The following is a 13,831-nucleotide window of genomic DNA, read 5'->3' as shown; positions in this document are numbered from 1 at the left end:
AAAATGTGCAAAATCTTTTGCATTTTTAGCAATAATGTCGCTACCAGCGAATCCGCGCTTCGAATCCGTCGTTCAGAGCGTTGCCGAAGCTGGTCGTCATACCGTGTAGCGTGGCGATACGTTTTACGATGGATAGCCCGAGACCGCTGCCGGGCTGCGCCTGTCCCGGCGGGCGATAAAAGCGTTCGCCGATACGCGCCAGGGCTTCGGGGCGGATACCCGGGCCGTTGTCGCGTACGTGAAATTCACGTGCCTCAAGGGTGATATCGACCTGGCTACCGGCAGGGCTATAGCGTACGGCGTTATCCAGGAGGTTACGCACCAGCAGGCTCAGCAGCAGCGGCTGGCCGCTTCGCGTGACGTTAACGGCGTTCAGGTGCAGGCGTAGCTCAATCCCGGCTTGCTGCGCGGGATGATACATCTCCATCACCGCCGACCGCAGCAGTTCATCAAAGGCGATACGCCGGACATCATCCAGTTGCGCCAGCGAATCCAGGCGCGATAACGTCAGCAACTGATCAACCAGGCGGCTTGCCCGATCGATGCTGTGATGGAGCTGCGCCAGCGCTTTATTCAGTCCCTGAGGATCATCCATTGAGAGCTGAGCGACTTCGGTCTGCACCTTTAGCGCCGCCAGCGGGCTGCGCAGTTCATGGGCGGCATCGGACGTGAAGCGACGTTCGCGGATCATGGCTTCATGCGTACGGGTGAAGAGCTGATTTAACGCGTCGACCAGCGGGCGAACTTCATTAGGGACGTTATCGTTATTGAGCGTTTCGGCGGAATCCGGCGCCCGACTCCGCAGCGTTCTGGCCAGCTTTTTCAGCGGCGCCAGTTCCCGACTGAGCAGCACAATGAGCAGCAAAAACATCAGCGGCAGGGCAACCAGCCAGGGAGTAAGCTGGGAAGTGACGATATCCAGCGCCATTTCGCGGCGGTAATCCGACTCCTGGCCCACCGCGATACGATGGCGGCCATCGCTGGTGGTCAGCCACAGGAAGCGCCATTCGTCGTCATCGTCGCGCAGATAGCCGTTGCTGAAACCCTCCCGGTCGCCGCCCCACAGAATATCCTGACCATTTTCACCATCGTTAAGCACCATTTTGCCGTTGGTGGTAAAGATAGCGAAAGCCAGGGCGTCATCGTCAAGATGACCGTGCTTTATCTTCTTTTTGGTCGGGAGTCGGGGAGTGAGGGGCTGCAGTTCGTCGAAACTCATCGCGCTAAGGCGGCGGGCGAACTGTAACTGCTGGGTGTCGAACAGCTTATCCAGCTTATCGGTAGTTTGTTGCCAGGCAACCACGCTGGCAATGCCCCAGGCGACGCTGGTCAATAGCAGAAAAAGCAGCGTCAAACGGACGCGTAAGCTGAGTTTTGCCAGCTTTTTCATGCCTCCCCCAGGGTGTAACCAATACCGTGAACGGTGCGAATAAAACCGCTGCCGAGCTTGCGGCGCAGATGATGTATGTGCACTTCTATCGCATTGCTGGAAACATCGTCATCCCAGTTATAGAGTTTTTCTTCGATCAGCGTGCGCGGTAATACGCGTCCGCCGTTGCGCATAAGCAGTTCCAGCAGGGCGAATTCCTTCGGTTTTAACGCCAGGTTCTCGCCATTCAGCGTGGCGGTGAGTCGGGTGGGATCGAGAATAACCTTCCCGTGACGCAATTCGCTGCAGCTTTGCCCGTGGGCACGACGGATTAACGCCTCCAGTCGCGCGGAGACTTCAATCAGCGCGAAAGGTTTACAAAGATAGTCATCGGCCCCGAGGCGCAGTCCTTCGACCCGCTGACTCAGCGCATCACGTGCGGTCAGGATCAGTACCGGTTCATGGCGGCCTTTGTCGCGCCATTCGCGCAGAATATCCAGCCCATCTATGCCGGGGAGAGTCAGGTCCAGAATAATGGCGTCATAGGGGGCGCTATACAGCGCGTTTTTCCCCGCCTCGCCGCGGGTAAACCAGTCGACGCTGAAGCCCATTTTGCCCAGCCCGGCTTTGATGCCGTCACCGATCAGTTTGTCATCTTCCACCAGTAAAATGCGCATTCGTCTGCTCCTGTTTCCCGCCGATATTTCAGCAGTAAAGCGTGTTGCGGCGCGCATTGTACAGGAATAAATTTTATTTTTTCCGCTTAAGAAGTTGTTAAGTTTTGCCCGGTGTAATAGCGGCGACATAAACATAAAGGGAGAACATATCATGAAGAATATCGCCGCAATGACCGCTATCATCGCTTTAATTTCCATGCCAGTGCTGGCGGTTGAACAGGGCGGATTTTCCGGCCCAGGCTCGACGCCATCCAGCCAGACGAGCACGCAAAACGGCGGGGTTATTGGCCCGAATGGCAGCATCACCACCGTCGCCAATGCGAAAACGCTGCGCGACGATACCTGGGTCACCCTGCGCGGCAAGATCGTGGAGCGTATTTCCGACGACCTGTATAAATTTCAGGACAGCTCCGGTACCGTCAACGTCGATATCGACCATAAACGCTGGAATGGCGTAACTGTGACGCCGCAGGATACGGTCGAAATTCAGGGCGAAGTCGATAAAGACTGGAATTCGGTGGAAATCGACGTTAAGCAGATTCGTAAAATTGCGCAATAACCTGTCGTCGCCATTCCATGCCGGGGCATAAGTCGGGCTTGCGCAGCCAAAACCGGCGAAATATGCATCCTCAACCGGTTTAACGCCCTGTGACTCAGGGCGTTAGATAGGGTATTATCGCCGGTAGTTTTGCCGTCCGATCGGTCGGTATGCAGATTGAGGATTCACGATTAATGAGCGATATGGCAGAGCGCCTTGCGCTGCATGAATTTACGGAAAACGCTTACCTGAACTACTCCATGTACGTCATCATGGACAGGGCGTTGCCGTTTATTGGCGATGGCCTGAAGCCGGTTCAGCGTCGCATCATCTATGCGATGTCTGAACTGGGGCTGAACGCCAGCGCGAAGTTCAAAAAGTCCGCCCGTACCGTCGGCGACGTGCTGGGTAAATACCATCCGCACGGCGATAGCGCATGCTATGAAGCGATGGTCTTAATGGCCCAACCCTTTTCCTACCGCTATCCTCTGGTCGATGGCCAGGGGAACTGGGGCGCGCCGGACGATCCTAAATCCTTTGCCGCAATGCGTTATACCGAGTCCCGTTTGTCGAAGTACGCTGAACTGCTGCTGAGCGAGTTGGGACAGGGCACCGTTGACTGGATACCGAACTTTGACGGCACCCTGCAGGAGCCGAAGATGCTGCCTGCGCGTCTGCCAAATATTCTGCTGAACGGCACTACCGGTATTGCTGTCGGGATGGCGACGGATATTCCGCCGCACAATCTGCGTGAAGTGGCTAAGGCCGCCATAGCGCTGATTGAAAAACCACAGACCTCGCTGGACGAACTGCTGGATATTGTGCAGGGCCCGGATTACCCGACCGAGGCGGAGATCGTTACCCCGCGCGCTGAAATTCGTAAAATCTACCAGAATGGTCGCGGTTCGGTGCGTATGCGGGCTGTGTGGACGAAAGAGGATGGCGCGGTGGTGATTAGCGCACTGCCGCATCAGGTTTCCGGCGCTCGCGTGCTGGAACAGATCGCCGCCCAGATGCGCAATAAAAAGCTGCCGATGGTTGACGATCTGCGCGATGAATCGGATCACGAAAATCCGACCCGTCTGGTTATCGTCCCGCGCTCTAACCGCGTGGATATGGAGCAGGTGATGAACCACCTGTTTGCGACGACCGATCTGGAAAAGAGCTATCGTATCAACCTCAATATGATCGGCCTTGATAACCGTCCGGCGGTGAAAAACCTGCGCGAAATCCTCGCTGAGTGGCTGACCTTCCGCCGTGATACCGTGCGTCGTCGCCTTAACTATCGCCTGGAAAAAGTCCTCAAGCGCCTGCATATCCTTGAAGGTTTGCTGGTGGCGTTCCTCAATATCGATGAAGTTATCGAAATTATCCGCCACGAAGATGAACCGAAACCGGCTCTGATGGCGCGTTTCGGTATCAGCGAAACCCAGGCGGAAGCGATTCTGGAGTTAAAACTGCGCCATCTCGCCAGACTGGAAGAGATGAAGATCCGCGGTGAGCAGAGTGATCTGGAAAAAGAGCGTGACCATTTGCAGGCTATTCTGGCGTCTGAACGTAAGATGAATAATCTGCTGAAGAAAGAGCTGCAGGCTGACGCCGACGCCTTTGGCGACGATCGCCGCTCGCCGTTACGCGAGCGCGAAGAAGCGAAAGCGATGAGCGATCACGATATGCTGCCGTCTGAGCCGGTTACGATTGTACTGTCGCAGAGCGGCTGGGTGCGTAGTGCCAAAGGTCACGATATTGATGCGCCGGGATTAAACTATAAATCGGGCGACAGTTTTAAATCCGCGGTGAAAGGGAAGAGCAATCAACCGGTGGTCTTTATCGACTCCACCGGGCGCAGTTATGCGATTGATCCGATTACGCTACCCTCGGCGCGCGGTCAGGGCGAGCCGCTTACCGGCAAATTGACGCTGCCGCCGGGGGCGACGGTTGAACATATGCTGATGGAAGCGGATGAGCAGAAACTGCTGCTGGCTTCCGACGCAGGATACGGATTTATTTGTACCTTCAATGATCTGGTTGCCCGCAATCGCGCCGGTAAGACGTTGCTTAGCCTTCCCGATAATGCGCACGTAATGCCGCCGCTGGTGATTGAAGACGAATCCGATATGCTGCTGGCGATTACCGCTGCCGGGCGGATGCTGATGTTCCCGGTCAGCGATCTGCCGCAGTTGTCGAAAGGTAAAGGCAACAAGATTATCAATATTCCGGCGGCGGAAGCGGCTGCGGGCCAGGACGGTCTGGCGCATCTGTTTGTTCTGCCGCCGCAAAGCACGCTGACTATTCACGTCGGCAAACGGAAAATCAAACTCCGTCCGGAAGAGCTGCAAAAAGTGACCGGCGAGCGTGGCCGTCGCGGCTCATTGATGCGCGGATTGCAGAAAATCGACCGGGTAGAGATTGATTCACCGCGTCGCGCCTCCGCGGGCGAGAGTGAAGAGTAAGATGCGCCTTCCTGGCCGTCAGGCCGGGGAGGCGAATATTTACCGCAAAATCGTTGTTTATTCAGGCATTGCGATTAACAATGTCCCTCCGGGGAACCGGTGCTGGCCTGAATTAAGCTATGGCGTCAATAATTTGCCAGGCAGCGAGTATAATTCTAAGCGGTTTGGGCTTCAGAGGTAGCTATGCTATTTATTTTTCGACTAATAATCGTTGTTATCTATTGTATTTTGGTGTGTATCTTCGGTTGTATTTATTGTTTGTTCAGTCCGCGTAATCCTAAACATGTTGCCACCTTTGGTCGTCTGTTTGGTAAATTATCACCGGTTTTCGGCCTGAAGGTAGAACTGCGCAAGCCAGCCGATGCGGAAAGCTACGGCAACGCCATCTATATCGCTAACCACCAGAATAACTATGATATGGTGACGGCATCGAATATTGTGCAGCCGCCGACCGTGACGGTGGGGAAAAAGAGCCTGGCGTGGATCCCTTTTTTCGGTCAGTTATACTGGTTGACGGGGAACCTGTTAATTGACCGTAATAATCGGGCGAAAGCGCATGGCACCATTGCGGAAGTGGTGAACGCGTTTAAAAAGCGCAACATTTCTTTTTGGATGTTTCCGGAAGGGACCCGCAGCCGTGGTCGCGGCCTGCTGCCTTTTAAAACCGGCGCTTTTCATGCGGCTATCGCGGCCGGTGTGCCGATTATTCCGGTGTGCGTATCGAATACATCGAATAAAATTAATCTCAATCGCCTGAATAACGGTCTGGTTATTGTGGAAATGCTGCCGCCGGTGGATACCAGCCAGTACGGGAAAGAGGGGGTTCGTGCGCTGGCGACTCACTGTCGCGAACTGATGTCCGCCAAAATTGCTGATCTGGACAAAGAAGTTGCCGAGCGTGAAGCAGCTGGAAAGATATAACACGGCAAACGCCGCGCGCGTATTGCTGGCGGGAAACGAATTCCCTTGTTAATTAGTCAGTATCTCATGGAGTTAATATGTCACTCAGTCGGCGTCAGTTTATTAAGGCTTCAGGCGTAGCGCTGTGCGCAGGCGCCGCGCCGCTGAAGGCACAGGCTGCGGATCAGCAGCCTGCGCTACCGATTCCTCCTCTGCTGGAATCCCGTCGTGGTCAGCCGCTGTTTTTGACGCTGCAGCGCGCGCACTGGTCGTTTACTCCCGGCACTCGCGCGTCGGTATGGGGCATCAACGGCCGCTATATGGGGCCAACCATTCGCGTCTGGAATGGCGACGATGTGAAGCTGATATACAGCAACCGTCTGACTGAAAATGTCGCGATGACGGTCCGTGGTTTGCAGGTTCCTGGGCCGTTGATCGGCGGCCCGGCGCGCATGATGTCGCCGAATGCTGACTGGGCCCCGGTACTGCCGATTCGGCAAAGCGCGGCGACGCTGTGGTATCAGGCCAATACGCCAAATCATATGGCCAGACAGGTCTATAACGGCCTCGCCGGGATGTGGCTGGTGGAAGATGAAGTGAGTAAGAACCTGCCGATCCCTAACCACTACGGCGTTGATGATTTCCCGGTGATTATTCAGGACAAGCGGCTGGATAACTTCGGCACGCCTGAATATAGCGAGCCCGGCAGCGGCGGCTTCGTCGGCGATACGTTGCTGGTGAACGGTGTCCAGGGGCCGTTCGTTGAGGTGTCGCGCGGCTGGGTGCGTCTGCGTTTATTGAATGCCTCCAACTCTCGTCGCTACCAGCTACAGATGAGCGATGGTCGACTGCTGCACGTGATCTCTGGCGATCAGGGGTTGCTTCCGGCGCCTGTCTCACTGAAGCAGCTGTCGCTGGCGCCCGGCGAGCGACGGGAAATTCTCGTCGATATGACCGACGGCGAGGAAGTGTCGATTACCTGTGGGGAAGCGGCCAGTATTGTCGATCGTATTCGCGGCTTCTTCGAACCATCGAGCATCCTGATTTCAACGCTTATTCTGACCTTGCGGCCGACGGGGCTGTTGCCGCTGGTGACGGATAGTCTGCCGGTGCGTCTGCTGCCAACGGAAATTTTGACCGGCGTACCGATTCGTAGCCGCGATATCACCCTGGGTGATGATCCGGGGATTAATGGGCAGTTATGGGATCCGCGGCGGATTGATATTACCGCGCAGCAGGGGACCTGGGAGCGCTGGACGGTGCGTGCCGACCTGCCTCAGTCGTTCCATATTGAAGGCGTGATGTTCCAGGTGCGTAACGTCAACGGCGCTGCGCCATTCCCGGAGGATCGCGGCTGGAAGGATACCGTCTGGATCGATGGGCAGGTTGAACTCTTAGTGTACTATGCCCAGCCTTCATGGCCGCACTTCCCGTTCCAGTACTTAAGTCAGACGCTGGAGCTTGCTGACCGTGGCTCAATTGGCCAGCTTCTGGTAAACCCGGCAGCGTAATGTAATGTATTTCGCCCCGGCCGCATCCGGCCGGGCGCGCAAAAACCTCCTTCATTCTCTCCTCGTTCCGGCTTATAATCGCCGCCCTTTTTGATTATTTTTTTATCATTTTTCCCGGAAGCCATATGAGCGCAACATCCCTGATCCAACCGGATCGTGACCTTTTTTCCTGGCCGCAGTACTGGGCTGCCTGCTTCGGCCCTGCGCCGTTTTTGCCAATGTCGCGAGAAGAGATGGATCAACTTGGCTGGGATAGCTGCGACATTATCCTGGTGACCGGCGATGCCTACGTCGATCATCCCAGTTTCGGCATGGCGATTTGCGGGCGTATGCTGGAATCTCAGGGTTTTCGCGTGGGGATTATTTCCCAGCCGGACTGGAATACTAAAAACGATTTTATGCGTCTGGGGAAACCGAATCTGTTTTTTGGCGTAACCGCTGGCAACATGGATTCGATGATCAACCGCTACACCGCCGACCGTAAGCTCCGTCATGACGACGCCTATACGGCGGGCAACGTTGCCGGAAAACGTCCGGATCGCGCGACGCTGGTATATACCCAGCGCTGTAAAGAGGCGTGGAAGGATGTGCCGGTGATCCTCGGCGGTATCGAAGCCAGCCTGCGCCGTACCGCGCATTATGACTACTGGTCTGATACTGTACGACGTTCGGTGCTGGTGGATTCGAAAGCGGACATGCTGATGTTCGGCAACGGCGAACGCCCGCTGGTGGAAGTGGCGCACCGCCTGGCTGCTGGCGAGCCTATCGGGCATATCCGCGATGTGCGCAACACCGCCATTATGGTCAAAGATGCGCTGCCGGGCTGGAGCGGGGTGGATTCCACGCGTCTGGATACGCCGGGGAAAATTGACCCGATTCCGCATCCTTACGGCGAAGATTTACCTTGTTCTGATAACAAAACCGTTGCGCCGCCAAAACAGGAAGCGAAGCGCGTCACCGTGCAGCCGCCGCGGCCGAAACCGTGGGAGAAAACCTACGTCCTGCTGCCATCCTTTGAGAAGGTCAAAGGCGACAAGGTGCTCTATGCTCATGCATCGCGTATTTTGCACCATGAAACGAACCCCGGCTGCGCCCGCGCGCTGATGCAGAAACACGGTGAACGCTATATCTGGATTAATCCGCCTGCCATTCCGCTCTCTACCGAAGAGATGGATAGCGTCTTTGCGCTGCCGTATCAGCGCGTTCCGCATCCAGCATACGGTGATGCGCGGATTCCGGCTTATGAGATGATTCGTTTCTCCATTAATATCATGCGCGGCTGCTTTGGCGGGTGTTCCTTCTGCTCGATTACCGAGCATGAGGGACGTATTATTCAGAGCCGTTCCGAAGATTCGATTATTAATGAAATCGAAGCCATTCGCGACACAGTTCCCGGTTTTACCGGCGTGATTTCCGATCTCGGCGGGCCGACGGCCAACATGTATATGTTGCGCTGCAAGTCGCCGCGCGCCGAGCAAACCTGCCGCCGTCTGTCATGCGTTTATCCCGATATCTGCCCGCATATGGATACCAACCATGAGCCGACGATTAATCTCTATCGCCGGGCACGCGATCTGAAAGGCATCAAAAAGATCCTGATAGCCTCCGGGGTGCGTTACGACATCGCCGTTGAAGATCCGCGCTATATTAAAGAGCTGGCGACCCATCATGTGGGCGGTTATCTGAAGATTGCCCCTGAACATACCGAAGCGGGACCGCTGTCGAAGATGATGAAGCCGGGAATGGGCAGCTATGACCGCTTTAAAGAGCTGTTTGATCTTTACTCTAAACAGGCCGGGAAGGAGCAGTATCTGATCCCCTATTTTATCTCCGCCCACCCCGGTACACGTGACGAAGATATGGTGAATCTGGCGCTGTGGCTGAAGCGTCATCGTTTCCGTCTGGATCAGGTGCAGAACTTCTATCCGTCGCCGTTGGCGAACTCGACCACCATGTATTACACCGGTAAGAACCCGCTGGGTAAAATTGGCTATAAGAGTGAGGACGTGGTGGTGCCGAAGGGTGACAAGCAGCGCCGTTTGCACAAAGCGCTGCTGCGCTATCACGATCCGGCCAACTGGCCGCTGATCCGCCAGGCGCTGGAAAGCATGGGCAAGAAGCATCTGATTGGTTCGCGTCGCGACTGTCTGGTGCCGTCTCCGACGCTGGATGAGATGCGTGAAGCGCGGCGCCAGAACCGCAATACCCGCCCGGCGCTGACGAAGCATACGTCGGCAGGACACCCGCGATCGAACGGCGGGGCGATGGCGACGAAGCCCATAAAACGCGGTAAGGCCGCCAGTCGTTAACCCTGCGGCATTACCGGCGGGGCGTCGTTTACCTGGCTGACAAAATCGTCGGCCATCGGCCGGATAAACGACGCGCCATTCGGCTTTTTTACGGTCTAACCGCCGAACTGATCCGGGTCCGGCCCCAGGCGCTTGTTCTGATCCAGTTTCGCGATTTCACTCAGCTCATCTTTGTCGAGACGGAAGTCCCAGACATTAAAGTTCTCAGCGATACGCGATGGCGTCACGGATTTGGGGATCACCACCAGGCCGTTGTCGAGATGCCAGCGAATGACGATTTGCGCCGGCGTTTTGCCGTATTTATCCGCCAGTTGGTGGATGATTTTCTGATCAAATACCCCTTCGCCCCCCTGGGCCAGCGGGCTCCAGGACTCGGTCTGGATTTTATGCATCGCGTTCCAGGCGTGAAGCTGACGCTGTTGCAACAGAGGATGAAGCTCAATCTGATTCACCACCGGAGTGACGCCGGTTTCATCAATCAGCTTTTGCAAATGATGAACCTGGAAATTACAGACGCCGATGCTTTTTGCCAGCCCCTGCTGCTGGAGGGCAATTAAACTTTTCCAGGCATCAACGTAATGGTTAGTCGCCGGAACCGGCCAGTGAATTAAATATAAATCGACGTAGTCGAGTTTGAGTTTTTTCAGACTTTCCTGTAGCGCTTCATGAGGATGCTTTTGATCGTCATTCCACAATTTGGTGGTAACGAACAGTTCATCGCGGGCGACGCCAGCGTTGCTTAGCGCATTGCCGACGCCAGTTTCGTTTTGGTATACGGCGGCGGTGTCAAATAAGCGATAACCGACTTCCAGCGCCTTATGAATGGCGGAGACGACTTCCTCGTTGTCTGCTTTCCACACGCCGAGCCCTAACTGCGGCATCAGGTTGCCGTCGTGTAGTTTTATAACGGTTGGATGTGTCATGCCTTCCTCCTGTTAATGAAACTCAGCGGAATAAATTCCGCTGAGGCGTAGCATTAAGTCTGGACGAAATAGCTAAAAACGGTAGCTAAACATCTCCTCTTTCCGTGCATTCAGGCAAAGAGGGGGCGATTTTAGCGGGCCGCTTCGTAAATCCGGCGGCTGACGTCCAGCGTAATATCCTGGTTTTCACCCAGGTGGGTCATGCCGTGCTCTTCCAGTTTAGCCAGTAGCGCCGGGATAGTGCTACCATCCAGACCGTAGGCGGAAAGGCGAGTCGGGACGCCCATTTGCTCGAAGAAGTTGCGCGTCGCCGCGATAGCCGCGTCGATCCGTTGCGCGTCAGAACCTTCGGTAATGTTCCAGACGCGGGCAGCGTATTGCAGCAGTTTGGCACGCTTCGCGTCGCGTTTTTCATGCCACAGGGCGGGCAGGACGATAGCCAGCGTCTGGCCGTGATCGAGCCCGTGCATTGCGGTCAGTTCATGTCCCAGCATATGCGTTGCCCAGTCCTGCGGCACACCGGCGCCGATCAGGCCGTTCAGCGCCTGGGTCGCGGCCCACATAATGTTGGCGCGCACGTTGTAGTTTTCCGGCTCTTTCAGCGCCTTCGGACCCTCTTCAATCAGCGTCAGCAGAATGCCTTCGGCGAAGCGGTCCTGGATTTTGCCGTCAACCGGATACGTGACGTACTGCTCAACGGTATGGACAAAGGCGTCAACCACGCCGTTGGCGACCTGGCGCGGCGGCAGGGTATAGGTGTATACCGGATCCAGAATAGCGAAGAGCGGTTGTACAAAGGGGGACATAAACGCGCGTTTGTCACCGGTGGTTTTGCGTGAGATTACCGCGCCTTTATTGGATTCGGAACCGGTCGCCGGGAGCGTCAGTACCGATCCCATGGGAATGGCGCGGGTAATTTTTCCACCGTAGGTTTCGAGGATTTCCCATGGATCGATGCTGGGGTCATAGTGCGCCGCGGCGGCAATGAATTTAGTCCCGTCGAGAACGGAACCGCCGCCGACCGCCAGTAAAAACGTGATCTTTTCCTCGCGCGCTATTTTTACTGCGTTCATCAGCGTTTCGTAGGATGGATTCGGCTCGATACCGCCAAATTCCAGGACGTCCATATCACTCAGTGCGCTCAGTACTTGATCAAGCACGCCGGTTTTTTTCACGCTACCGCCGCCATAGGTGACAAGCACGCGCGCATCCGCCGGGATTTGAGCGCGCAGATTGTCAATCGCGCCCTTACCGAACAAAATGCGGGTTGGGGTATGTAGGTCGAAATTATTCATGGCTGGTGCCCTCAAATAGAATGGAACTGCCAGCAGAGACGATATCTCTGCCAGATGACGGACATTGTGGTCCCCAGGGGCATTCGTCTCAATGCACATTCCTGCCGTTGTCTTGCCCATTTCTCCTTCAGGCTGGAGAAATACCGCGGAAATGCGCACAATGCGGAGGTCGAAAAACGTTCGGAGAAGCATGAAAAATGAATCGCGCCGAGATATGTCAACTATTAACAGAAAAAGTTAATAATCTGAAAGATAAAGAAGAAATACACAGTGGTGTGCTACCGGATATTCGCCTGTTGTACGGTACGCAGCCGGGAACGCGTACGCCGGTAATGTACCAGCCGGGGATCGTTTTTCTCTTTTCCGGGCATAAAATTGGTTATATTAACGAACGGACATTCCGGTATGACGCTAATGAATATCTGTTGCTCACGGTGCCGCTACCGTTCGAGTGCGAAACCTTTGCTACGCCGGAAGTCCCGTTGGCAGGGATTCGGCTCAATGTCGATATTCTGCAACTCCAGGAGTTGCTGATGGATATTGGGGAAGATGAGCAGTTTCAGCCACCGATCGCGTCGAGCGGGATCAACTCGGCGGTTCTCTCCGAAGAGATTTTGTGTGCGGCGGAGCGCCTGCTGGATGTCATGGAACGCCCGCTGGACGCGCGTATTCTTGGCAAACAGATTGTGCGTGAAATCCTTTATCACGTGCTGACCGGCCCCTGCGGCGGTGCGCTGCTGGCGCTGGTCAGCCGGCAGACTCACTTCAGCCTGATTAGCCGGGTGCTCAAGCGAATCGAAAGTCAGTACACTGAAAACCTGAGCGTCGACCAACTGGCGGCGGAAGCCAATATGAGCGTCTCGGCGTTCCATCATAACTTTAAGTCGGTCACCAGCACCTCTCCGCTGCAATATCTGAAAACCTACCGTTTGCATAAAGCGCGCATGCTGATGATCCACGATGGCATGAAGGCCAGCGCCGCGGCGATGCAGGTCGGTTATGAAAGCGCGTCGCAGTTTAGCCGCGAGTTTAAGCGTTACTTCGGCATGACGCCGGGAGAAGACGCGGCGCGGATCAGGACGATTCAGGGAATGTGATGAGCCACGCCGGGCGGCGAAGTGATGCCGTCCCGGTCACGTTTCAGGCGTTGCAGTATTTCTTTTTGAGCACCACGATAACCGTGCCGAGCAGCCCGGCAATCAGCAGCGCAATGGGCAGAATCATCAGGCAGGTCATGACCTGATCTTCATGGCGCTTAACGAAAGGAATCATGCTGAGCGCATAGCCCAGACCGGTGACCACACACACCCACAGCAGTGCGCTCAGCCAGTTAAAGAACTGAAAACGGCGGTTAGGTAACCCAGAAATCCCGGCCATCGTCGGCAACAACGTCCGAACGAATGCCAGGAAACGCCCGGCAAGCAGCGCCAGCAGGCCGTGCCTGTCAAACATGCAGGTTGCCCGCTGATGGTACTTATGCGGCAGATGGCCGAGCCAGCGCTTAACGGTGACGGTATTTCCCAGCCAGCGCCCCTGAGCGTAGCTCAGCCAGCAACCGAGGCTGGCCGCCGCGGTTAAAATAGCGACAGTAGGTACAAAGCCCATCACGCCTTTGGCTATCAGTGCGCCGGCCAGCAGTAGCAGACTATCGCCCGGCAGAAACGAGGCCGGTAGCAGGCCGTTTTCTAAAAACAGGGTTGCGAACATGACCAGATATACAACACCCACAACGTGGGGATTTGCCAATGCGGCAAAATCATGCTGCCACAGTGCGGCGACAATTTCTTGAATGACAACCATGGACTTTCCTAAGTGGTACCGTATTTTTTATTTAGTGTACTCCTGAAGAGGCCTGA

10 protein-coding genes and 1 pseudogene are annotated in these 13,831 nt (G+C 55.6%); 6 read left to right on the top strand and 5 right to left on the bottom strand.

What is annotated here, in order from left to right:
* Window positions 1-40: 40 nt before the first annotated feature.
* Together qseC and qseB are read right to left on the bottom strand one after the other, a co-directional pair.
* The gene (qseC, locus tag ABK821_RS09005; protein WP_395033926.1) at window positions 41-1,390 is read right to left on the bottom strand and encodes a quorum sensing histidine kinase QseC; all 1,350 of its coding nucleotides are present in this window, start codon (window positions 1,388-1,390) and stop codon (window positions 41-43) included.
* Window positions 1,387-2,046 carry a quorum sensing response regulator transcription factor QseB gene (qseB, locus tag ABK821_RS09000; protein ID WP_142502692.1) on the bottom strand — a complete coding sequence of 220 codons (660 nt, stop codon included), beginning with the start codon at window positions 2,044-2,046 and terminating at the stop codon, window positions 1,387-1,389. The genes qseC and qseB overlap by 4 nt, the downstream gene beginning before the upstream one ends.
* Before the next feature lie 151 nt (window positions 2,047-2,197).
* Here qseB and ABK821_RS08995 point away from each other — a divergent pair, with 151 nt between their 5' ends.
* From ABK821_RS08995 to ABK821_RS08975, 5 genes and pseudogenes are all read left to right on the top strand, one after another.
* Window positions 2,198-2,605: a YgiW/YdeI family stress tolerance OB fold protein gene (locus ABK821_RS08995; RefSeq protein ID WP_395033925.1), complete on the top strand. Its 408-nt coding sequence runs from the start codon at window positions 2,198-2,200 to the stop codon at window positions 2,603-2,605.
* Window positions 2,606-2,778: 173 nt separating this feature from the next.
* Window positions 2,779-5,037 carry a DNA topoisomerase IV subunit A gene (parC, locus tag ABK821_RS08990; protein ID WP_395033924.1) on the top strand — a complete coding sequence of 753 codons (2,259 nt, stop codon included), beginning with the start codon at window positions 2,779-2,781 and terminating at the stop codon, window positions 5,035-5,037.
* Between the two features lie 183 nt (window positions 5,038-5,220).
* Window positions 5,221-5,958, top strand: a complete 738-nt coding sequence (gene plsC, locus ABK821_RS08985) for a 1-acylglycerol-3-phosphate O-acyltransferase (protein ID WP_138362522.1) — start codon at window positions 5,221-5,223, stop codon at window positions 5,956-5,958.
* A gap of 77 nt (window positions 5,959-6,035) precedes the next feature.
* Window positions 6,036-7,448, top strand: coding sequence for a cell division protein FtsP (gene ftsP / locus ABK821_RS08980; RefSeq protein ID WP_138362523.1), 1,413 nt, complete (start codon window positions 6,036-6,038; stop codon window positions 7,446-7,448).
* Window positions 7,449-7,452: 4 nt separating this feature from the next.
* Window positions 7,453-9,724, top strand: a pseudogene (locus ABK821_RS08975) (YgiQ family radical SAM protein); the annotation flags it as partial.
* 128 nt (window positions 9,725-9,852) lie between these two features.
* Here the strand turns inward: ABK821_RS08975 and dkgA are convergent.
* Window positions 9,853-10,680 (bottom strand): 2,5-didehydrogluconate reductase DkgA, encoded by an 828-nt coding sequence (dkgA, locus tag ABK821_RS08970; RefSeq protein ID WP_138362525.1) that lies wholly within the window; start codon window positions 10,678-10,680, stop codon window positions 9,853-9,855.
* A gap of 131 nt (window positions 10,681-10,811) precedes the next feature.
* Window positions 10,812-11,975: an alcohol dehydrogenase gene (gene yqhD / locus ABK821_RS08965; protein WP_308560599.1), complete on the bottom strand. Its 1,164-nt coding sequence runs from the start codon at window positions 11,973-11,975 to the stop codon at window positions 10,812-10,814.
* Window positions 11,976-12,172: 197 nt separating this feature from the next.
* On the opposite strand from yqhD, the gene ABK821_RS08960 reads away from it, so the two are divergent.
* Window positions 12,173-13,072 carry an AraC family transcriptional regulator gene (locus ABK821_RS08960; RefSeq protein ID WP_308560600.1) on the top strand — a complete coding sequence of 300 codons (900 nt, stop codon included), beginning with the start codon at window positions 12,173-12,175 and terminating at the stop codon, window positions 13,070-13,072.
* A 43-nt stretch (window positions 13,073-13,115) separates the two neighbouring features.
* On the opposite strand, the gene yghB is transcribed toward ABK821_RS08960, so the two are convergent.
* A complete protein-coding gene (yghB, locus tag ABK821_RS08955; protein ID WP_138362528.1) occupies window positions 13,116-13,775 on the bottom strand; it encodes a DedA family general envelope maintenance protein YghB in 660 nt (219 codons plus the stop codon).
* Window positions 13,776-13,831: the final 56 nt, after the last annotated feature.

It is taken from the genome of Klebsiella sp. KE9456, assembly GCF_043832615.1.
Taxonomy (GTDB): domain Bacteria; phylum Pseudomonadota; class Gammaproteobacteria; order Enterobacterales; family Enterobacteriaceae; genus Klebsiella; species Klebsiella indica.
Note: the sequence above shows the minus strand (reverse complement) of the source record. Positions and strands in the feature narration are given on the sequence as shown.

Excerpts from the sequence above, each read along its gene's own strand:
- qseC (WP_395033926.1), bottom strand. The coding sequence starts at position 1,390 with ATGAAAAAGCTGGCAAAACTCAGCTTACGCGTCCGTTTGACGCTGCTT.
- qseB (WP_142502692.1), bottom strand. The coding sequence starts at position 2,046 with ATGCGCATTTTACTGGTGGAAGATGACAAACTGATCGGTGACGGCATC.
- ftsP (WP_138362523.1), top strand. The coding sequence starts at position 6,036 with ATGTCACTCAGTCGGCGTCAGTTTATTAAGGCTTCAGGCGTAGCGCTG.
- yqhD (WP_308560599.1), bottom strand. The coding sequence starts at position 11,975 with ATGAATAATTTCGACCTACATACCCCAACCCGCATTTTGTTCGGTAAG.
- plsC (WP_138362522.1), top strand. The coding sequence starts at position 5,221 with ATGCTATTTATTTTTCGACTAATAATCGTTGTTATCTATTGTATTTTG.
- yghB (WP_138362528.1), bottom strand. The coding sequence starts at position 13,775 with ATGGTTGTCATTCAAGAAATTGTCGCCGCACTGTGGCAGCATGATTTT.
- parC (WP_395033924.1), top strand. The coding sequence starts at position 2,779 with ATGAGCGATATGGCAGAGCGCCTTGCGCTGCATGAATTTACGGAAAAC.
- ABK821_RS08960 (WP_308560600.1), top strand. The coding sequence starts at position 12,173 with ATGAATCGCGCCGAGATATGTCAACTATTAACAGAAAAAGTTAATAAT.
- ABK821_RS08995 (WP_395033925.1), top strand. The coding sequence starts at position 2,198 with ATGAAGAATATCGCCGCAATGACCGCTATCATCGCTTTAATTTCCATG.
- dkgA (WP_138362525.1), bottom strand. The coding sequence starts at position 10,680 with ATGACACATCCAACCGTTATAAAACTACACGACGGCAACCTGATGCCG.